The sequence below is a fragment of the Nocardiopsis sp. LDBS0036 genome, assembly GCF_041228755.1.
GTDB lineage: Bacteria > Actinomycetota > Actinomycetes > Streptosporangiales > Streptosporangiaceae > Nocardiopsis > Nocardiopsis dassonvillei.
This window is the reverse complement of the sequence record NZ_CP141103.1, coordinates 3,812,410-3,833,233: the sequence shown is the minus strand read 5'-3', so window position 1 is coordinate 3,833,233 and position 20,824 is coordinate 3,812,410. Positions and strand designations below refer to the sequence as shown.

Here is a 20,824-nt window from a genome sequence, read left to right as displayed (position 1 = left end):
TCCGCCGGTGGGCTCGTGCGCGGCCCCCGTGCGCGCCGTACCGGGAGTGGGCGCCTGTTCAGGGCACGTCAGCGGAAGGACCCGACAGGGAACGGGAAGCGGAGGGCCGGGACGCCTGCGGAGTTCGGGCGGGACCGCCATCCCCCGGGGGCGCCATCGACCGCTCCGCGGCGGGCCCGGGGCCGGGCGGATCCCTCCGCCCGGCCGGGGCCTCACCAGGCGCGGACCCCGCCGACGGGGGCGGGCAGGCGCTCGCTGAGCCAGGTCCACGTGCCGTCGTTCTCGGTGAAGCGGCGCTGGACGCGCTCCACCTCCGTGATCGGGTTCGAGAACACCTCGGTCCACGCCCCGGCGGTGCGCTCCTCCAGGTAGAGGCTGCGTGCGTCGGTGCGCATGCGCACCGCCTGGAGCGTGTGGTTGGAGCCGTCGCGCAACTGGATGCGGTAATAGGCCATGGGAAGTCCCTGGAGTGTGGTTCGTCCTGGATGGAAGAAGGACGGTGCGTTCCCGGACCGCGCGCGGCACCGGCGGGTGCGCGTGGGTGAACCGGTCTCCCGGAGCGTGCGGCGGGCGTACGTGGTCGGGCCGCGCGAGCGTCTGACGGGTGGCGGCGGGAACGCCGAGACCCGGAGTGCCCCAAAGAACGGGTGCGGTGCCGGAAGCACCATGCTGTCCGCGTTGTGGACTCTACTCCTGTCGTGAGCACACCGGAGCCGTAACCGCGGATACGGCGGATGAAATCCGGGTGATCCGACGGTGATCGCGGGATGCGATTCGGAAAAAGCACACGATAACTACACACCACGCACGATACGTCTTTTTTGACGCGCCAGCGGAGGTGGCGGGAGCCCGAAGGGCCGGAACGCACGCGGCTCCGGCGCGCCCCGGCCCGGGTTCAGGCATTGAGCCCACCGTTCACGCTTGTGCCCGTGACGAACCGGCCGCCCGGACCGGCCGGGTGGGCGACGTCGGCGCCCTCACGGGTCAGCCGCGGCGCGGCGGTGGCGCCGGTCCCGCGGCTCCCGCCCGTGGTGAGCGCGAACCCGTGCCCCGGGTCCCGTCCGCTCGTGGGTCCGACCGCGGCGATCCCGGCCGCGCGGGTCCGGCGGAGGCCGGACCCGGCGTCACCGGGCCGCGGCCAGGCGGGCCCGGGTCTCCATCAGGGCGAACCCCAGCAGATTGAGGCCCCGCCAGCGCTCGGGGACCCGCGCGTCGTCGTTCTCGGCGCCCAGTCCGATGCCCCACACCCGGTCGCGGGGGCTGGCCTCCACCAGCACCCGTCCGCCGGTGCCGAGCAGGAACTCGCGCAGCTCCGGGTTCTGGCCGAACTTGCCGAGGCCGCCCTCGACCACGATCCCGAAGCGGGCCGCCTCCCACTCGCGCTCGTCGAAGCCGCGCACCTGGCGGCCGATCACCTTGGCGTCCCGGGGGTGGCCCGCCGCGAGGATCCGCTCCTCGGCCTCGGCGTCGCCGAACAGGCGGGCCTTGGCGGCCATCATGTAGTGCTCCACGGTGCGGTAGCCGACCCCCTCCACCGTGAAGTCGGCGGGCCACCACTGCGACAGGCAGCTCGCCGACACGCCTCCGGAGGCGGGCGGCTGGTGGCCCCAGAAGCACAGGTACTCGGCTCCGCCCGCCGAGGCCACCAGCTCCTCGACCGTGCGCGCGTCCGCGGGATCGCGTGTGTCCGTCATGGGGGAGAGTGTCCCAAGCGGTACCGACACGCGCGGCGCCGGGCGGGCGTGCGGCGGCCCGGTACGGGGGCCTCGAACGAGGGCGGTGCGTACCCGGGGCGGCGTATGTGACTCCGTAGTAGCGTTGCGGGAAACCCCAGGAGCCTTAGGTCAGAGGGCCCCCGTCCGCCGTGGCGCCGACGGTGGACGGAGCGTCCTTCGAGTGCGCAGACACCGGAGGACCGCACTCGGGCGGGTGAGGCCGCAGGACCGGTCGACCGGCTGGCGGGTCCACCCGGTGTCGTCCGCCGGCGGCGACGCCCCGCGGCTGAGGCACGGGGTCGGGACGCGCCTCGGCCGCTGTGCCGTGGCCGCTCTCCTATGCCTGGAAGATGGATATTTGACCAGAACACAGTTGAACTCTCAAGTTACCCCTGGGGGCACGGGCCCGATGGCCGAGACGCGGTGGCTCGACGAGGACGAACAGCAGACGTGGCGGGCCTTCCTGGCCGCCGTCCACCTGCTGGACGGGGCGCTGGACCGGCAGCTCAGACAGGACTCCGGCATGTCCCACGCCTACTACCAGATCCTGGTGAAGCTGTCCGAGGCGCCCGAGCGCGTGATGACGATGACCGAGCTGGCCAGGCGGCTGCGCTCCTCGCCCAGCCGCCTCTCGCACGCGGTCGCCCGCCTGGAGGCGGACGGCCTGGTCCGCAGGTCCAAGCGCCCGGGAGACCGGCGCACCACCCTGGCCGAGCTCACCCCGGAGGGGGCGGCCGTGCTGCGCGAGGCGGCGCCGGGCCACGTGCACGAGGTCCGGCGCGTGCTCTTCGACGCGCTCACCGGCGACCAGGTCAAGCAGCTGCGGGGGATCGCGGAGTCCATGCTCGGCGTGCTCGACCCCGGGGGCGAGGAGCCGCGGTACACGGGGCCGACCGGTACGGTGCGCCGGGACTGAGCCGCGTTCTGTTGTCGGCTCTCACCAGGGCGGACGCCATGGGGGAGAAATATCCCTCGTTGGCACTCTATGTGTCCGGGTGGATGCGTACTATCATCTGCTTTCCCAGGAAAAGGTTGTAGTCTCAAGCAACGGTGCGAGGCCACGACCTCCTCCTGGGTTACCCGCTCACAGGAACAGGAACCGCTATGACCGAGAATCCGCTCATGTCCCGCGTGGGGGACGTCGTCGCGCTGCTCGCCAGAGTCGTGGTCGGCGTCGTCTTCATCGCGCACGGTTGGCCGAAGATGTCCGACCTCGACGGCACCGCCCAGGGCTTCGCGTCCATGGGGATCCCCTTCCCGCAGTTCGCCGCCCTCCTGGGGGCGAGCATCGAGGTGGGCGCCGGGCTGGCCCTCATCGTCGGGTTCGCCCTGCCCCTGGCCGGGATCCTCCTGGCCTTCATGATGGCCGGCGCCTACTTCTTCGCCCACGTCGGCGACCCGCTGGTCGGCGGCTTCGAGTTCGTGCTCGTCCTCGGCGCCGTCGCCCTGGCCCTCGGGTTCACGGGCGGCCGCCTCTCCGTGGACCGCCTCATGCCGTGGGGTCGCCCCCGCCGTCGGACCCCTGAACCGGTACCGGCCTCCTGACCAGCGCGTCCGGGCCGTCCGTCGCCGGAGGCGGACGGCCCGGGTACCGCACATAACCCCCTTTTCTTAACTTGTTTATCTAAATTCACCTATACCTCAAGAAAAACACTCAAATCTTTCGCTCTCCTTCACGACAACACATTTTCATGAACGACAGGTAGAATTCGGTGCACCCGAAACACTGAGCGGGACCGCGCGTTCGGGCCCGTCCCGTGTGCCCCGCCCGCCGAACGGGAGCGCCGTGTCCCACCTGGCCCCCCGCCCCCTCGCCCCCGACTGGCAGTTGCGCGTCACCGACCGCGGCGGCACGGCCCTGCACGGAGCCGCGGTACTGGTCGCATCCGGATACGCGATCACCTGCGCGCACGTCGTCCGCGAGGCCCTCGCCGGGTCCGGCGTCCCCGCCGGACCCGGCGCCGCCGTACGCCTGGACGCTCCGCGCGGCCTCCCCGGCTGGGAGGCCGCCGCCACGGTCGTCGCCGACGGCTGGTGGTGGGAGGAGGCCGCGCCCTGGGACGCGGCGGTGCTGCGCCTGGACCAGCCCGCCCCGGTCCCTCCCGCCGTCCCCGCCCGGTACCGCGTCGGCGACCGGGTCCGCGTCCTCGGCTTCCCCCGCGCCGAGACCGGCCTGTGGGTGACCGGCCGGGCCACCGGTACCGGGGGCAGCCGCTTCGGCTACGTCCAGATCGACGTCGACTCCCGCGCGGGGTTCACCGTCCTGCCCGGCTTCAGCGGCAGCGGCGTCCGAGAGGAGAGGGGGAACGCCCTCCTCGGTCTGCTCTGCGAGGCGACCGGCAGCGGCAGGGCGGGCTGGATGATTCCGATGGAGGCGATCCCCCGGGTGTGGCCGACCGAGCGGACCGCCGCGGGCGCGGCGGCGAACGGCGAACGGGAGGCGCTCACGCGTACCGCCAGGGCGATGACCGATCTGCGCACGCTGCTCCTGCCCGACCTGCGCCTGGACCTGTACGTCGCGCTCGACCCCCGCCTGCGCCGCAGGCTCCGCGCCGACCAGGACCTGCTCTCCTTCGCCGCGCAGCTGGTCGCCCTCGCCCACGGTGAGTACGGGATCCTCGACGAGGTGCTCGCCCTCCTCGACGCGAGGGAGGACGGGAGCGCGGGGATGCTCCGGGTCCGCGAGGCCGCGGCCCCGCTCCTGGGGAGCCCGCCCGGGTGAGCGAGACGACGGCCACGGCGGGGGGCCAGGCCCCGATCGGAGGGCGTCCGCCATCGGAGGGCGGACGGCTCCTCCCGGAGGGCGCCGGACGGCCTTTCCCGGCCGACGGCGGTGTGGAGGACCTGGTCGACGCCCTCTGCGCGCTCCGGTGCGTCCTCCTCCCGGACGCGCGCGAGCAGTTGGCCTACCAGCTGCCGACGCGGGTCCGCCGCAACCTGCGCCTGGAGGGTTCACCGGTCGAGTTCGCCCGCCACCTGGTACGCCTGTGCCGGGAGCAGGTGCGCCTGGGCTGCCTCGTGCGCTGGATCCTCTACCTGGAGGAGCGCGGCCGCAGCTCGCTGGCGGCGGCCCGGGCCGCGGAGCCGCTGGTCCACGCCGAGGAGTGGGAGCAGCTGTACCGCCTCCTGCCCGAGGGAACCACCGACGCCGACGTCGCCCTCGTCCGCCGGGAGCTGGCGGGGCACTCCCCGGACCTGGTCGCCGAGGCCTTCGAGACCGCCCGGACCGACCAGCTCGCCCCGGCCGAGGCGCCGCCGCACACGGCCTGGGACCGGCTCGTGGACCTGGCCGAGATGACCGTGCCCGAGGGCGTCGAACTCCCGCTGCGGGTCTTCTGCGCCCTGCTGCCCTGCGCCGTCCCGCTGCGCGACTGCGCCGACCTGCTCCTGCTCTGGGGCGGCGGGCGGCGCGAGGGCGCGGCCGCGCCGCCCGGCACGCGCGCGCCGGCCCGGCTCGTCGTGCACGTCACCCAGGGCCGGAGCCGGGACCGCTACGACGTCGAGTACTGGACGGTGCTCAGCGAGAGACGGGGCAGGGCCCCCGACTTCTGCGGCCACGGCCACACCCCGCACATGGAGGCCGAGCGCATCGGCGCCCACGTCGGCGGCCTGCTCACCCTGCTGGAGGTGGACCACCGCACGGGGTACCACGAGGGCGTGCGGGTCGAGCTGGTCGCACGGCTGGACCTGCTCCGCCGCCTGGAGGCCGAGCGCTGGCAGGAGGCCGGTGAGGGCGACCGCAGGCTCGGCGCGCGGGCCCAGGTGGTCTACCGGGCGGAGGAGCTGGTGGACCCCGCGCGCGGCGACACCGCGCAGGCCCGGCGTACCTGCGCCCGCCGGTGGGAGGGGCTCGCGAGCGCGTGCGAGGTCCTGCACCTGGACACCGCGCACGAGGCCGGGCAGAGGAGGCGCAGGGGCGGACGGACCTACCGCGAACCCCTGGTCGAAAGGCTCCAGGACGACAGGATCGTCGCCCTCTCCGTTCCCTCCCATCTGGATGAATGCCACATGTCGGTCTGGTCGGCGCTCATGATCGGGGTTCCGGTCGTGATCTGGCGTTCCACCGACAATGGTCCTGGAGCAAGTCCGTGGCTCAATCTGGGGAAGGTGGGGCGGGAGGTAATGGTGCCACCCGAAAGAATACGAGCGCTTCCCAAGGCGCTCCACCAATCGCGTTCCGGATGCGTTTCCCCGGACGATACCGGGTACATCGAAGAAAGCTTCGAGGTCGCCGTCTTCTACCACGACACCCTTCCGGTTCTGCCCGCCCCCAGACCGATGACCCCCCCACAGCATCCGACAGCCCCCCTTGGGCGCGGCTCGAAGGGCCTGCCATGACCACACCAGCCGAACCCGGATCGACCAGCTCCGCGCCGGAGTGGTGGATCTTCCACGGCACAGGTCAGCCCCGCCCGCACCTGGACCTCGCCGCCCAGCTCCCCCCGCCTCCCCGGTGGCGCACCTACGGCGGCGGGCCGGACCCCGACGAAACCGGCGCGGACCCCCCGTTCTACGACCCGGGGCCGCGGGCCGGGAGCCCCGCCGCCGAGAGCGAGCGCCACCTGGGCCCCGTCCGGCCCTGGAGCTTCCCCATTCCCCTGGGGCCGCACCGCCGCCAGCTGCTGGACAAGGTCAACGCGGCCATCTGCCTGCGCCGCCCCCTGCTGCTGGTGGGCCCGCCCGGGATCGGCAAGTCCAGCCTCGCCCACCAGATCTCCCGCGAGCTGGGCCTGGGCCGCGTCCTGCGCTGGGCCGTCACCAGCCGCAGCACCGTGCGCGACGGCCTGTACGCCTACGACCCCCTCACCCAGATCCACGACCTCAACCTGGAGAACGCCCGCAACCGGGCCCTGGGCGCCCGGGACCGCCGCTACGCGAGCGCCGACGGCACGGAGGCCGACGCCCACCTGCGCAGCAGCGCCGAGTCGATCGGCCGCTACCTCACCCTGGGACCCCTGGGCACCGCCTTCCTGCCCACCCGGCTGCCCCGCGTGCTCCTGGTCGACGACTTCGACCTGGGCGACTTCGACCTGCCCGGCGACCTGCTCGACCTGTTCGAGAACGGCGGCTACACCGTCCCCGAGCTGGGCCGACTGGCCAACGTGGCCGGGAGGATCCGGGTGGCCACCGACGACCCCGGCCGTACGGCGGCGGTCGAACGCGGCGAGGTCCTGTGCTCGGCCTTTCCCGTCACGGTGGTGACCTGCAACGACGACCGGGACCTGCCGCCCGCCTTCCTGCGCCGCTGCATCCCGGTCCGGATGGGGCTGCCGGACGAGGACGAGCTGGTGGCCGCCGTGGCCGGGCACTTCGACGGCGACCCGCCCACCGGCACGCGGACCCTGGTCACCGAGTTCCTGCGCAGGAGCGCCGACGGCCACGGACTCGCCGTGGACCAGCTGCTCAACGCCGTGCACCTGGTCGGCGCCATGGGACGGGGCGAGCCGGGGCCCGAGCAGGTCCGCCACCTCTCCGACCTGCTCTGGCACCGCCTCACGGAAACCCCGGGATGAGCCCCGCGCACCAGCCGGGGGACGACCGCCCCCGGGGCTCCGGCGACCGGTCGGGCGGTTCCCCGGGTGGCCTCACGCCCACGGAGTGGGCGGACGCGCTCCACCTGGCGGCCCTCCAGGCGCGTGCCGAGGCCGCGCGCCGCGACCGCCCGATCTTCACGGCGCCGCCCGCCGACGGTCCGCCGCCCGGGGAGGCCGCCGGTTCCGGTCCGCCCCCGGTGGAGGCCGGGACGGGGACGGACGCGCCGGGGACCGAGCGGTCCTCCCCTGCGCCCGGCACGGACACCGGGACCGCCCGGTCCCCGGGGCTCCCCGCCGGCGGGGGCGGTTCCGCCGCCGGGCGCGTGCCCCGTGGGCGGGCCCCGGCCCCGCCGCACAGCGGTGAGGGGACGCCCCCGTGGCCGCACCGGGACCCGGGGGACGGCGGGTCGCCGACGGAGCCCCCCGGGTTCGTCCAGCCGGTCCTGGAACGGCGCCAGGAACTGGTCGCCGCACTGGGTCCCTTCCACCTGACCGAACCCCGTGGGCGGCCGGACGGCGTCGACCCGGAGGGCACCGCGCGCAACTACGCGCGCTCGCTCCTGGACAGCCTCCACTGGTCCGAGGACGAGCGCGAGGGCGCCGGCGTCCCGGTGGTGCCGCGGCCGTGCGCGCGCCGGGAACGGGCGGTCAACCTGACCCTCCTCGTCGACGACGGCGTCACCATGGCCTTCCAGCGCGGCCTGGCCGCCGAGTTCGTCCGGCTCGCGCGCTCCGGCGGGATCTTCCGCGAGGTCGCCTCCCTGTACTTCGACTCCGCGCGCCCCGGCGTCCCCAGGCTGCGCGACGGCCACGGACGCCCCGGCCGCCTCGGCGGCGGCCGCGCGCACGTGGTCCTGTTCCTCACCGACGGGCTCGGCGGCGCCTGGCGCGACCGCGGCTTCCAGGACTGGGTCGCCGAGGCCGCGGACCGCGGCGCGGTCGCGATCCTCCACCTGCTCCAGCCCCTCCTGTGGCGGCGCGGCGCCATCGCCACCGTCCCCATGGAGCTGGCCGCGCCCCGGGCCGCCGGTCCCTGCGCCGCGAACACCCGGTACGCGCGGGAGCGCACCCTCACCGACCCGGAGGAGGACAAGCGCGAGCCGGGGGTGCTCGTGCCGGTGCTGACGCTGGATCCCCGGACGATCCGCGACTGGGCGGTCTTCGCGATGGGCAGGGGCCCCGGACGCCTGTGGGCGCACACCGCGCGGTTCCCCGCGGGAGAGGACCCCGCCCCCGCCGAGGCTCCGGACGCCGGGGAACCCGCCTTCGACGCCGAACGGGAGGCGCGGCGCTTCCGGCAGCTGGCCAGTCCCGAGGCGTTCGACCTGGCGGTGGCCCTGGCCGCCGTGCCGCTGGACCCGCGTCTGGTGGAGGCGGTCTGCGAGGACGTGCTCGGCCGCACCACGCCCTCGGAGCTGACGGAGGTCTTCTTCAGCGGGCTGGTGCGCGGGGGCGGCGGGGGGGAGGAGGACGGGCCGGTCGGGTGGGACTTCCGCCCGGGGGTCCGGAGGGCCCTGCTGTCGCTGGGCGGCCGGGTCTCCGACATCCGCCGGGTGCTGGGCCTGGCGGCGGAGCGCCTGCGCCGGGTGGACCCCTGGTTCGACGCCCTGCGCCTGATGCTGCGGGGCGGGAACGACGACTTCCCGAAAAGGACGCGGCTGTCCCACCACTGGGCGAATTCCATGCTCCCGGCGGTGGAGAGCGCGGCCCTCACCCGACGTTATGCCGCGCCCATCAGGGAATACGCCGATATCTCCGGGACGGGTGCGACCCGCGGTGCGGAAGAAACGCATGAGGCGGGTACGCCGTCGCCCGCTGGTCTAGTATTACCGAAGGTTTCCGGATCTGCGCGTGTGGGCGGGAACAACGGCTGGAAGGCGCGGAACAGAGCACCCTTTTCTGAACGGTCGGGGAAAGAAACTCATATGGCCACAAAACTGTCAAATGAGGATATGATGCAAGAATCTGGCGGCCAGTCCAGCGGTCGTACGTCCCGATCGTCCATGAGTGGCCGACCGCTCAACGCGGTCTGGGTCCAGGTTCCGCGCCGCAACAGCGCCTTCACCGGCCGGGAGGAACTCCTCTCCGCGCTGAGGGGACAGCTCCTGAAGGGGCGGCGCCAGGTCATCACCGCCCTCAACGGGATGTCGGGGGTCGGCAAGACCGAGCTCGCCAAGGAGTACCTGTACCGGTACGCGTCCGACTACGACCTCATCTGCTGGATCCCCGCGGCCCACAGCAACCAGCTGAGGGAGAGCTTCTCCGTCCTCGCGTCCAGGCTCAGGCTGGACAGCGCGGGCGCGGGCAGCGGACACGTCCTGGAGAACGTCCTGGAGGCACTGCGCCAGGGCGTGGACTATCCGCGCTGGCTCCTCGTCTTCGACAACGCGCAGGCCCGGTCCGAACTGGATCAGTATCTTCCTGTCGGGGGCGAGGGCCACGTGATCATCACTTCTCGGGACTCCAGCTGGACGGTGCGGGGCGGCGACGCCTACCTCTCCGTCCGCGAGTTCGACCGGGCGGAGAGCATCGAGCTGCTGAAACGGCGCGGACCCGCGTCGCTGACCACCGAGGAGGCCGACCAGCTGGCGCACGAGCTGGGCGACCTGCCGCTGGCCCTCAACCAGGCCGCCGTGTGGCTGCACGAGAGCGGGATGGCCACCGAGGAGTACCTGCGCCAGTTCGCCGAGAAGAGCCAGGAGATGCTCGACCTCCTGCGCCCGGTGGACAGCGCCTACCCGGTGGCCGTCGCCGCCGCCTGGAACGTGTCCCTGGACCGGCTGGCCACCACCAACCCGGCGGCGCTCCAGCTGCTCCAGCTCTGCTCCTTCATGTCGACGGCGCCCATCCCCCGGACGCTGTTCAACTTCGCCCGGGGCATCGAGGGCCCCGCGGAGCTGCGCGGCGCCCTGGAGGACCCGGCCAGGCTCGGCATGGCGATCCGCGACATCGGGCGCAACAGCCTCGCCCACATCGACCACCAGCGCAACACGGTCTCCCTGCACCGGCTGGTGCAGCGCGCCGTCCAGGCGCCGATGAGCGACGAGGAGCGCGAGGAGATGCGCCACTGCGCCCACCAGCTGCTGGGCCGCAACGACCTCCAGGTGGTGGCCGTGGACGCCTCCGAGCGCTACACCGAGCTGCTGCCGCACGTGTGGGCCTCCGAACTGTGGAACTGCACCGACCCCTGGGCGCGCAACCTGGTGGTGCAGATGTGCCGGGTCGCCGTGCTGCGCCAGGAGTTCGACGAGGCCCGCCGCCTGGGCGAGACCGCCCACGAGTGGTGGCGCCTGCAACTGGGCGAGAACCACCCCTCCACCCTGGGCATGGCGATCCAGATCTCCACGGCGATGCGCGGGCAGGGGTACCTGGAGCAGGCCCTCGCGCTGTGCGAGGCCACCCTGGGCACCCTGCGCGAGACGCAGAACCCCGGGGACTCCGAGACCCTGGAGGCGGAGATCGAGTACATCCGCACCCTGCGCTTCCTGGGCCGGTTCCGCGACTCGCTGACGGCCGCGGCCGACGCCTACCACCGCCGGGTGCGCCTCTTCGGCGAGGACGACCCGCACACCCTGGTCACCGCCCACTTCCGCGCCTTCAACCTCCTGCTCAGCGGCGACCCGGAGTCGGCCGCCGACCAGTACCGCGACACGCTGGCCCGGCTGGAGGCCGTCTTCGGCCCGGACCACCCGCGCACCCTGGGCACCAACAACGGCTACGCCGAGGCCCTGATGGAGAAGGGCCGCTACCGGGAGGCCGAGGAGATCCAGGCCCACCAGGTCGAGCGGGCCATCGGCCTGATCGGGGAGGACGACAACCGCGTCCTGCGCAACCAGCGGACGCTGGCCGTCATGCGCCGGCGCGTCGGCCACCACCGGGAGGCGCTCGCACTGTCGGAGCGCGCCTGGCAGCGCTTCCGGGTCAAGCACGGCGTGGACGACAACGAGACCATGTACGCCGCTCTGGTGCACTCCATGTCCCTGAGCGCGGTCAACCAGCACGACGAGGCGCTGGAGCTGGCCCAGACCACGGGGGAGCGCTACGTCAAGCTCCTGGGCGAACGCCACCCCTACGTGGGCGCGGCGGACGTCAACCGGGCGATCATCCTGCGCCGCCTGGGCAGGGCGGCCGAGGCCCGCCAGCTGGACGAGCGCTCCCTGGAGCTGTTCCTGGACCGGCTCGGCGCCCACCACCCCAGCACCCTGGCCTGCCTGGTGAACCTGGCCAACGACCACTTCCTCATGGGCGACGTGGCCGGTGCCCGGGAACGGGACGAGGAGGCGCTGCGCGGCTGCGAGGAGGCGCTGGGGGCCCCGCATCCGCTGGCCCTGCTGGCCCGCCGCAACCTGCTCGTGGACCGCAGGGCCCAGGGCGAGGACGTCGAGGCCGAGTTCGTCGCCGTGGAGGACGGCTACCGCGAGGTGATGGGGTCGGACCACCCCGCCACGCTCAGCCTCCGCAGGACCGTGCGGGGGGACGCCGACATCTACCTCGCCCAGATGTGACCGGTCGCGGTCCGGGGCCGCGCTCCCCGGGCCGACCGCGGCGTTCAGCGGCGCCCGGCGAGCCGGAGCAGCGCGGCCCACTGGTGCGCGGGCAGGGCGAGCGCCGCGCGGTCGGGGTGCGTGGAGTCGCGCAGGCCGACCGTCCGCGGCGCGCCCAGGACGGCCTCGACGCAGTCGCCGTTGCCGCCACCGCTGTAGCTCGACTTCCGCCACCGACCGGGTTCGTGTCCCAGCCCTCTCACGGGCACTCCCGTCCGCTCTGTCCCCGCTGGTTGTCGCTACGCACGCGGCGGCCTCGATTCTCCCAGTTCCACCATTGGTCGCTCCTGTTTCCCGAGCAGTTCTGAAAGTGCGATCGGGTCCGACTCCGGTTCAGTTATGTATTCGGTTGGTCACAGGCGCCGACTTGTACATGCCCACTGGAGTGGTGTTCATGTTGTCCGGGCGCGGCCGTTCTCCGGATGGCCCGGAAAAAGACGCGAATGATATGCCGGGAAGCGGTTCCACTTCGGTTTCGCGGGCGCCGGGACCGTGCTGTGCCCGCCGGGGCGCCGCCGCCGCGGGCCCTTCCCGGGCCAGCGCGCGCAAAGCCCGTGCCCGCGGGCTTTGCGGGCCCGGCTCCGCCCGGAGGGCGGGAGCGGACGCCTACCGGGAAGGGCGTGAGAAGATCGGCCGGAGAGAGGCCGCGTGGCGAAGAGGCGATTACCCCCTCTCCGGCCCGCCGAAAAGCGCGTGCGGGAAAAGGGCGGGTGTCGGCGGCTCGTGACTCCGATCCCTTTTCGTTTCCGTTGCGGCTCGGGGTCAGGATGTTGTGCCCGGGGCGGACCGCTCCGCAGTCGCCCCGTGTGCTTCGGGGGAAGCGGGTGCCCCGGTGCGGACGCAATTCCGTCTCTGGCGTTATGACCGCTTATGTCCGTGGAAATGGCGGCCGGGCCCGCCCGCACGGAACTCCGTGCCGCGCCGCCGACGGGCGGCGGACCCGTCCCGCGGGGGCCGGGAGCAGCGTCCGGTGCCGGGGAGCGCCCCGGCGGTGTGCCGTGACCGGGGCGAACACTGCCTAACATGCTGGACATGCGCATTCTCGTGGTCGAGGACGACGACCGGGTCGCCCGCGGACTGGTGACCGCCCTGCGGGCGGCGTCCTTCGACGTCCAGAGGGTCGCCACCGCCGAACGGGCCCTGAGCGCCCCGCCCGCCGACGTCGTCCTCCTCGACCTCGGCCTCCCCGACGCCGACGGCATCGACCTGCTCCGCAAGCTCCGCGACCGCCCGCAGACCGCGATCATCGCCGTCACGGCCCGCAGCGAGGAGCGCGACCGTGTGCGCGGCCTGCGGGCCGGAGCCGACGACTACGTGGTCAAGCCCTTCGGCGTCGCCGAACTCCTCGCCCGCATCGACGCGGTCCTGCGCCGCACCCGCGCCGCGCGGGCCGAGGCCGCGGAGGAGGAGCCCGCGGTCAGGATCGGCGAGCTCACCGTGGACCCCGGCTCCCGCGCGGCCAGCGTCGGCGGCGCCGAACTCCAGCTGACCCGCAAGGAGTTCGACCTGCTCGCACTCCTGGCCTCCCGCTCCCCGTCGGTGGTCGCCCGCGACCAGATCCTCGACCAGGTGTGGGGCACGGCCTGGGAGACCTCCTCCCGGACCCTGGACACCCACATCGGCTCGCTGCGCGCCAAGCTCGGCCGGGCCGTGCAGATCCGCACCGTGCGCGGTGTCGGCTACCTCCTCGACCGGTCCTGAGCCCGTGCTCCGCAGACTGCTCACCATCCTGCTCCCCGCCGCGTTCGTCCTGGTCGCCTCGGCGGTCATCCCCCTGGGGACGGTCATCGCCCAGCAGCTGACCCAGCAGGTCTACGTCGACCGCCTCGGGGACGCGGGCCGCTTCGCCGCCCTGGCCCGCACCGCGCTGGAGGCCGACCGCACGGAGGCGCTCCTCCAGGAGATGGCCCGTTACGAGGCGCTCTACGGCATCCCGGTGGTCGTGGTGGCCCCCGACGGAGAGATCATCGCCGGGTCCGGCAGCACGGCTCACCAGCGCGACGTGCTCGCGGAACTGGCCGCGCCGGAGGCCCTCACCATCGCCCTGGCCGGGGAGCGCCCGGCCCCTCCGACCACGGTCTGGCCCTGGGAGTCCGACCCCCTCGTGGTCGCCGAGCCCATCGGCCGCGACAGCGAGGTGACGGGGGCGGTCATCGTCGCCGCCCCCACCGACCGGCTCGGCGCCGACATCCTCGGCTCGTGGGGATGGCTCGCCCTGCTCAGCCTGGTGCCCCTGGCGCTCCTGGTGGCGGCCTCGCTGCCGCTGTCGCGCTGGGTCCTGCGCCCCATCGGCCGACTCGACGCCGCGACCACCGCCGTCGCCTCGGGGGACCTGGACGTGCGGGTGGACGCCGAGCAGGGACCTCCGGAGCTGCGCCGCCTCACCGAGTCCTTCAACACGATGGTCGACGTGGTGCGCAGGGCCCTGGAGCGTCAGCGCTCCTTCGTCTCCGACGCCTCCCACCAGCTGCGCAACCCCCTGGCGAGCCTGCGCCTGGCGGTGGAGAACCTCGCGCCCTACCTCGGCTCGGAGGAGGCCAGGGAGGCGCACGCCGTGGCCGTGGACGAGACCACGTTCATGCACCGGATGCTCAACTCCCTGCTGGCCGCGACGCGCCTGGAGAGCGTCACCGGCACCGAGGCCGTGGACGTCCCCGAGCTGCTGGAGACCCGGGTGGAGCGCTGGCGCGCCCTGGGCCAGGCCCGGGGGATCACCGTGACCGTGCACGTCCCCGCCGGGCTGCGGGTCTGCGCCCCGGCCGGGGGCCTGGGCAGCATCCTCGACGAACTGGTGAGCAACGCCCTGCGCCTGTCCGGGGGGACACGGGTGCAGGTGCGGGGTTCGGCGGGCGACCCCGCGCGGATCAGCGTGCTCGACGACGGGGAGGGGCTCCCGGAGGAGGAGCGCGGCGCGGCCCTGGACCGCTTCTGGCGCTCTCCCCGTCATCAGAACACCGAGGGGACCGGCATGGGGCTGGCGATCGTCTCCGACCTGGTCCGCGAGGCCGGAGGGGAACTGGCGCTGGGCGAGGGCCTGCCCGGCGAGCGGCCCGGGTTCGGCGTGACCATCACGCTGCCGTCGGCGGACTGAGCCCTCGTCGGGGAGGGCCTCAGGAGGGCTTGTTGTCCCGGTACCAGCGCGCGGCGCCGGGGTGGAGGGGGACCACGCCGGTCGAGATGCCGGTGCGCACGTTGATCTGCGCCGCCTCGGGACGGGAGTCGGCGATCCGCGCGGCGCCGGTGTAGACGGTGTCGGTGACGGAGTAGGCCAGGTCGTCCGGCAGGTCGGCGGCGCACAGCAGCAGGTTGGGGATGGACAGGGTGGGGCAGGCGGGCACGCCCTCGTAGGTGGTCGCCGGGATGGTGGCCGGGAAGTACCTCTCGGGGTGGGCCTCGGCCATGGCGGAGGCGACGTCCCCGAGGTCGACCAGGCGCGTCACGTGCTCACGGGCCAGGTCGGCGACCGCGGGCGTGGGCAGTCCGGTCAGGGAGAACATCGCGTCGATCTCCCCACGGGCCAGGGCGTCGGCGGAGGCCGCCTGGTCCAGGCGCACCGTCTCCATGGCCAGTCCGGTCTCCTCGGCGGCCTGCGCGACGGTGAACTCGGTGCCGGAGTTGACCGCCCCCACCGAGACGCGGCGGCCCTCCAGGTCGGACAGGGAGCGCACGGGGGAGGCGTCCAGGACCATGAGGTGCAGGAAGCTGTCGTAGAGGCGCCCGATCGCGCGGAAGGGGCCGGTGTCGGCCTCCTCGTCGGCCAGGACCGCGTCGAGGCTGGTCAGACCCAGGTGGGCCTCGCCCGACTCGATGAGCAGCAGGTTGTCGTGCGAGGCGCCGGTCTCGACGGCCTCCACCCGGATGTCGGGGAACCGGGCGTCCAGCAGCCCCGCGATCTCCGAGCCGATCTCCCGGTAGACGGCCCCGGCCGGGCCCGTGGCCACGACGAGCGACGCCGGAGCGGTGGAGGGTTCGCGCCACGAGCAGCCGCCCAGCGCGGCCGTGATGAACACGCCGGCGGCTCCCCTCAGGGCGGTGCGCCGGTTCGGTCCATGCATACCCGCAGCTTAGGCGAGGGAGGACGGCGGTTCAGACCCCCAGGTCACACCTTGCGCGTGGTCACCTTTCGTGCCAAGGCGACGACCCAAGGTTCCGAAATGTCAGAGGAATCTCAAATCTTCCTTGAGACCTTGAACACGCGAGAAAGAGACCCACACCATCGCTGTATCAATTCGGGGTAATCGGGGAGAAACCCGACGGTAAGCCCAGTGTCACTTCCCGGTGACCCACAACAGGAGGATTCCATGGCGTCCGAGAAGGGTGTCGACGCGCCCGACACCGCATCCCCCACGCAGGACGGCAGAGTCGCCAGGGGCACCCCGCCCTCGCGCGTGATCGGCCTGATCGCGGGCCCGCTGGTCGGGCTCCTGGTCTACTTCCTCATGCCGGACATGCCGATGCCCGTCGTCGACGGCGAGGACGGCGAGACGGTCCTGTCGGCCAACGGCCGCGCGGTGGCCGCGGTGACCGCCTTCATCGCCATCTGGTGGGCCACCGAGGCGATCCCGATCCCGGTCGCCTCCCTGCTGCCGCTGGTGCTCTTCCCCCTCCTGCTGGAGGGCACCCCCGTCGGGGACGTCGCCTCCTCCTACGGGTCGGACACCATCTTCCTGTTCATGGGCGGCTTCATGCTCGCCCTGGCGATGCAGAAGTGGAACCTGCACAAGCGGATCGCCCTGGTCATCGTCTCCAAGGTGGGCTCCAACACCGCGGGGCTGGTCGGCGGCTTCATGATCGCCACCGGGTTCATCACGATGTGGGTGTCCAACACCGCCACCGCCGTGATGATGCTCCCCGTGGGCCTGTCGGTGATCACGCTGATCACCCAGTTCCGCGATGGCAGGACCGACGCGAACTTCGCCACCGCGCTCATGCTCGGCATCGCCTACTCGTCCTCCATCGGCTCGGTGGCCACCATCATCGGCACGCCGCCCAACGTGCTGATGGTCGGCTACCTCGCCGACGCCCACGACATCCACATCGGCTTCGGCGAGTGGATGCTGGTCGGCCTGCCGCTGGCCGCCGTCTTCCTGCTCATCGCCTGGTTCGTGCTGATCAAGATCTTCCCGCCACAGGTCAAGAAGGTGGAGGGCGCCCAGGCCCTCATCCGCTCCGAGCTCGCTGAGATGGGCCCGATGGCGCGCGGCGAGAAGCTCGTGCTCGCGGTCTTCGCCTTCGCGGCGCTCTCCTGGATCTTCGTCCCGGTCCTGGCCGACAACTTCCTCCCGTGGCTGTCCAGCGTCAGCGACGCCGGGATCGCGATGACCGTGGCGGTCCTGCTGTTCCTGATCCCGGTCGAGCGCGGGACCCGCCTGCTGGACTGGGAGACCGCCGTGCAGCTGCCGTGGGGCGTCCTGCTCCTGTTCGGCGGCGGTCTGGCCATCTCGGGGCAGTTCACCGCGTCCGGCCTGAGCACCTGGATCGGCGGCCAGGTCGCCGTCCTGGAGGGCGTGCCCACCTGGGTGCTGATCCTGGTCGCGGCCGGGCTGGTCCTCTTCCTGACCGAACTCACCAGCAACACCGCCACCGCGGCCACCTTCCTGCCCATCCTCGGCGGCGTCGCGGTGGGCATGCAGATCGACATCCTGTCCCTGGTGATCCCGGTGGCCCTGGCCGCGACCATGGCCTTCATGCTCCCGGTGGCCACACCGCCCAACGCGATCGTCTTCGGCTCCGGCCACGTGCGGATCGGCCAGATGATGCGCGGCGGCGTGTGGCTCAACCTCATCGCGCTGTTCCTGATCCTGGCCGCGATGTACACCGTGGTGACCTGGTTCCTGGGAGTCAGCGTGTAGGAGTACCACGCGTCGCGGGCGGCCCCCTGTGGTTTTGGGGGGCCGCCCGTTTCTGCGTTGCCGGGCGGCCCGGGGGGCGGGCCCCGCCGCGGGGCCCGCCCCCGTGTCACACGACGGCGGCCCGCCTCCCCGCTCGGGGGAGACGGGCCGCCGCCGTGTTCCTACTCGGAGTCCGCGCCCGCCGTGCTCTGGCGTTCCAGCTTCCGGTAGTGCCGCGCCCTCGCACCCAGGATCACCGTCGCCAGCAGCGTCGCGATGGCGGAGGCCACCAGCACGCCCGTCTTGGCGTGCGCCAGGTGCCCCGGGTCGTCGGCGAACGTCAGCTCACTGATCAGCAGCGACACGGTGAACCCGATACCGGCCAGCTGCGACATGCCGACGATGTCGATCCACTTCAGGCTGGGGTTGAGCTCGGCCCTGGTCACCTTGGTGGTCAGCCACGAGCCGCCCGCGATGCCGATCACCTTGCCGACGACCAGGCCCGCGAGGATGCCCAGCGCGGCCGTGTCGGTGAGGACCTCGCCGAAGCCGTCGAAGACCACGCCCGCGGAGAAGAAGGCGAAGATCGGCAGGGCCAGTCCCGCGGACCAGGGGCGCAGCAGCTGCTCCACGCCGTGGCTCGGGTCGTGGTGCTCGCCGGGCAGCTTGTTGGTGCGCATCAGCAGGCCCATGGCCACACCCGCGATGGTCGCGTGCACGCCGCTCTCGTGGACCAGGACCCAGATCACCAGGGCCAGGGGCACGTAGACCAGCCAGTTGGGGACCACCGACGCGTTGAGCCTGGCGGCCAGGCCCTTGCCGCGCTGGAGGTACCAGAAGACCGCCAGGCCCGCGGCGGCGGCCAGCAGGGCCACGAAGTTGATGCCGGACGTGTAGAAGACCGCGATGACGATGATCGCGCCGAGGTCGTCCACGATCGCCAGCGTCAGCAGGAAGGTCCGCAGCGCGGGCGGCAGTCCCCGGCCGATCACCGCGAGGATCGCGAGGGCGAAGGCGATGTCGGTCGCCATCGGGATGCCCCACCCGTGGAGGGTGTCGGGCGAGGTGAAGTTGATCGCGGCGTAGATGGCGGCGGGCACGATCATGCCGCAGATCGCCGCGACGATCGGCAGCATGGCCCGGCGGGGGTCTCGCAGCTCCCCGTGGACGAACTCCTGCTTGAGCTCGTTGCCGACGACGAAGAAGAAGATCGCCAGGAGGCCGTCGGCGGCCCAGGTCTCCAGGGACAGGTTCAGGTGCAGCGACTCGGGCCCGAAGGTGACCGCCCGCAGGTTCTCGTAGACATCGCCGAAGGGCGAGTTGATCCAGACGAGGGCGAGGATCGCGGCGCCGATCAGCAGGAAGCCGCCGACGCTGTCGCTGCGCAGGGTGTCGGCCAACCGTGAGAGCGGGCCGTGGCGCTCGGAGCGCAGAATCGGGTCGATGCTCATGTGCAACTTTCCGGGCGTACGACTGACAGGGACTCGCCGACCAGTCTTCCCGGCACACCTAGGCGCGGGCGCGCGCCTCGCCCATGCTGGCGGAAGATGGGATGAATGTCCAGCCCAGGGGCCATGTGTCCGTTCCGGGGCGGAGGAGGCCGGGGAGGGGGCGGTCGACGCCGCCCCCTCACGCCGTGCGCCCGGTGAGGGCGCGCGTCAGCCCTTCTCGGAGGCCGCCAGGTGCCTCTCCTCGGCGTTGGAGGCCCGCCCGGCCAGCGCCACGGCGACGATGGACACCACCGCGGTGAGAACCAGGTAGCCCGCGACCGGAACCCACGAGTTGTCGAACCGCGACAGCAGCCAGGTGGCGATCAGCGGGGCGGTGCCGCCCGCGGCCGCCGCGCCGATCTGGTAACCCAGGGTGACGCCCGTGTAGCGCACCCGGGTGGAGAAGATCTCCGAGCACAGGGTGCCGATGGTGGCGGTGACCGGTGCCCACAGGACGCCCAGCCCGATCACGGTCGCCAGGACCAGCATCAGCGTGCTGCCGGTACCCAGCATGAGGAAGTAGGGCGCGATGAACAGGGCCAGCAGCACCGCGCCGACCAGGTACACCCGCTGCCTGCCGAAGGTGTCCGACAGGCGTCCGGCGATCGGGATGCACACGGTGGCCACGATCGCCCCGACGGTCACGGCGTTGAGCGCGGAGGTGTTGTCGAAGGACAGCGTGCCCGTCGCGTAGCTCACCACGAAGGTGCCGAAGATGTAGAAGGGGGCGGTCTCCACGACCTTGGCGCCGACGGCGACCAGCACGGCCCGCCAGTGGAACCGGAAGGTCTCCACCACCGGCAGTTCGGCGACCTCGCCCTCCTCCTTGGCCTTCCTGAACGAGGGGGTCTCGTCGATCCCCGAGCGGATCCACAGTCCCAGCAGCACCAGCAGGACGCTGCCGACGAACGGCACGCGCCAGCCCCACGTCGCGAACTGGTCGTCGGGCAGCAGCGACATCAGGGTCAGCACCAGGCTGGCCAGCAGCATGCCCGAGGTGATGCCCATCTGCGGCACGCTGCCGAAGAGGCCGCGCCGGTTCTCGGGCGCGTACTCGTAGGCGAGCAGCAGGGCGCCGCCCCACTCGCCGCCGATGCCCAGGCCCTGGATGATCCGCAGCACGACGAGCAGGATCGGGGCGAGGATCCCGACGCTGTCGTAGGTCGGCAGCAGGCCGATGAGCATGGTCGCGCCGCCCATGAGGGTCAGCGTGATGATCAGGGTCCTCTTGCGGCCGATCCGGTCACCGATGTGGGAGAAGACCACGCCGCCCAGCGGACGGATGAAGAACGTCAGCGAGAAGGTCAGGTACGACAGCATCAGCGAGACGAACGGGTCGTCCGAGGGGAAGAACAGCTCGTCGAAGACGAGGGCGGCGGCGGTGCCGTAGAGGAAGAAGTCGAACCACTCGATCGTGCTTCCGGTCAGGCTGGCGATGAGGACCTTGGCCCTCGGCGGCCGAGCCTGTGCGGTGTCCACACTCATGTGCAGGGCTCCTGGTGGGGTGTCGGGGATCGCGCGGGCCGAGGGGCGTGGCCTGCGTACATTGCCGGGAGCCTAGACGCGGGTGGCGTGCGCCACCGTTGTGCGAACGGACGACATGGGCGGCGGAGCGGTGTCGCTTCGGACAATCCGGCCCCGCCGGGGCGCGTCGGCCGGGTGGCCGTGACCGGCCGGAGACCTGGCGGGAGCCGTACCGCGACCATGGAG

The 20,824-nt window shown here is 72.6% G+C and carries 15 protein-coding genes; 9 read left to right on the top strand and 6 right to left on the bottom strand.

Going from position 1 to position 20,824, the window contains the following annotated elements; genetic code table 11:
• Nucleotides 1-212 precede the first annotated feature (212 nt).
• Nucleotides 213-455 carry a hypothetical protein gene (locus UIS43_RS16175; RefSeq protein ID WP_013155518.1) on the bottom strand — a complete coding sequence of 81 codons (243 nt, stop codon included), beginning with the start codon at nt 453-455 and terminating at the stop codon, nt 213-215.
• Between the two features lie 669 nt (nt 456-1,124).
• The gene (locus tag UIS43_RS16170; protein ID WP_370010623.1) at nt 1,125-1,694 is read right to left on the bottom strand and encodes an NADAR family protein; all 570 of its coding nucleotides are present in this window, start codon (nt 1,692-1,694) and stop codon (nt 1,125-1,127) included.
• A 430-nt stretch (nt 1,695-2,124) separates the two neighbouring features.
• Here UIS43_RS16170 and UIS43_RS16165 point away from each other — a divergent pair, with 430 nt between their 5' ends.
• The 6 genes from UIS43_RS16165 (at nt 2,125) to fxsT (ending at nt 11,754) form a co-directional block, all read left to right on the top strand.
• Nucleotides 2,125-2,631, top strand: coding sequence for a MarR family winged helix-turn-helix transcriptional regulator (locus tag UIS43_RS16165; protein WP_013155516.1), 507 nt, complete (start codon nt 2,125-2,127; stop codon nt 2,629-2,631).
• 188 nt (nt 2,632-2,819) lie between these two features.
• Nucleotides 2,820-3,260 carry a DoxX family protein gene (locus UIS43_RS16160; RefSeq protein ID WP_013155515.1) on the top strand — a complete coding sequence of 147 codons (441 nt, stop codon included), beginning with the start codon at nt 2,820-2,822 and terminating at the stop codon, nt 3,258-3,260.
• 241 nt (nt 3,261-3,501) lie between these two features.
• A complete protein-coding gene (locus UIS43_RS16155; RefSeq protein WP_370010619.1) occupies nt 3,502-4,437 on the top strand; it encodes a serine protease in 936 nt (311 codons plus the stop codon).
• The gene (locus UIS43_RS16150) at nt 4,434-6,053 is read left to right on the top strand and encodes a hypothetical protein (protein WP_013155513.1); all 1,620 of its coding nucleotides are present in this window, start codon (nt 4,434-4,436) and stop codon (nt 6,051-6,053) included. The genes UIS43_RS16155 and UIS43_RS16150 overlap by 4 nt, the downstream gene beginning before the upstream one ends.
• Nucleotides 6,050-7,228, top strand: coding sequence for an AAA family ATPase (locus UIS43_RS16145; RefSeq protein ID WP_013155512.1), 1,179 nt, complete (start codon nt 6,050-6,052; stop codon nt 7,226-7,228). The genes UIS43_RS16150 and UIS43_RS16145 overlap by 4 nt, the downstream gene beginning before the upstream one ends.
• The gene (gene fxsT / locus UIS43_RS16140) at nt 7,225-11,754 is read left to right on the top strand and encodes an FxSxx-COOH system tetratricopeptide repeat protein (protein WP_370010616.1); all 4,530 of its coding nucleotides are present in this window, start codon (nt 7,225-7,227) and stop codon (nt 11,752-11,754) included. The genes UIS43_RS16145 and fxsT overlap by 4 nt, the downstream gene beginning before the upstream one ends.
• A 44-nt stretch (nt 11,755-11,798) precedes the next feature.
• Here fxsT and UIS43_RS16135 read toward each other — a convergent pair whose 3' ends face one another.
• Nucleotides 11,799-11,996: a DUF397 domain-containing protein gene (locus tag UIS43_RS16135; protein ID WP_019607629.1), complete on the bottom strand. Its 198-nt coding sequence runs from the start codon at nt 11,994-11,996 to the stop codon at nt 11,799-11,801.
• 820 nt (nt 11,997-12,816) lie between these two features.
• Here UIS43_RS16135 and UIS43_RS16130 point away from each other — a divergent pair.
• On the top strand, nt 12,817-13,494 hold the full coding sequence (locus UIS43_RS16130; protein WP_013155509.1) for a response regulator transcription factor: 678 nt from the start codon (nt 12,817-12,819) through the stop codon (nt 13,492-13,494).
• A 4-nt stretch (nt 13,495-13,498) separates the two neighbouring features.
• Nucleotides 13,499-14,884 carry a HAMP domain-containing sensor histidine kinase gene (locus UIS43_RS16125; protein WP_071622975.1) on the top strand — a complete coding sequence of 462 codons (1,386 nt, stop codon included), beginning with the start codon at nt 13,499-13,501 and terminating at the stop codon, nt 14,882-14,884.
• Between the two features lie 19 nt (nt 14,885-14,903).
• Here the strand turns inward: UIS43_RS16125 and UIS43_RS16120 are convergent, their stop codons facing one another.
• Nucleotides 14,904-15,848 (bottom strand): TAXI family TRAP transporter solute-binding subunit, encoded by a 945-nt coding sequence (locus tag UIS43_RS16120; protein ID WP_049800327.1) that lies wholly within the window; start codon nt 15,846-15,848, stop codon nt 14,904-14,906.
• A 246-nt stretch (nt 15,849-16,094) separates the two neighbouring features.
• On the opposite strand from UIS43_RS16120, the gene UIS43_RS16115 reads away from it, so the two are divergent.
• Nucleotides 16,095-17,645: a DASS family sodium-coupled anion symporter gene (locus tag UIS43_RS16115; protein ID WP_013155506.1), complete on the top strand. Its 1,551-nt coding sequence runs from the start codon at nt 16,095-16,097 to the stop codon at nt 17,643-17,645.
• 161 nt (nt 17,646-17,806) lie between these two features.
• Here the strand turns inward: UIS43_RS16115 and nhaA are convergent, their stop codons facing one another.
• Both nhaA and UIS43_RS16105 read right to left on the bottom strand, forming a co-directional pair.
• Nucleotides 17,807-19,075: a Na+/H+ antiporter NhaA gene (nhaA, locus tag UIS43_RS16110; RefSeq protein ID WP_117199597.1), complete on the bottom strand. Its 1,269-nt coding sequence runs from the start codon at nt 19,073-19,075 to the stop codon at nt 17,807-17,809.
• Nucleotides 19,076-19,282: 207 nt separating this feature from the next.
• A complete protein-coding gene (locus tag UIS43_RS16105; protein ID WP_013155504.1) occupies nt 19,283-20,599 on the bottom strand; it encodes an MFS transporter in 1,317 nt (438 codons plus the stop codon).
• Nucleotides 20,600-20,824 lie beyond the last annotated feature (225 nt).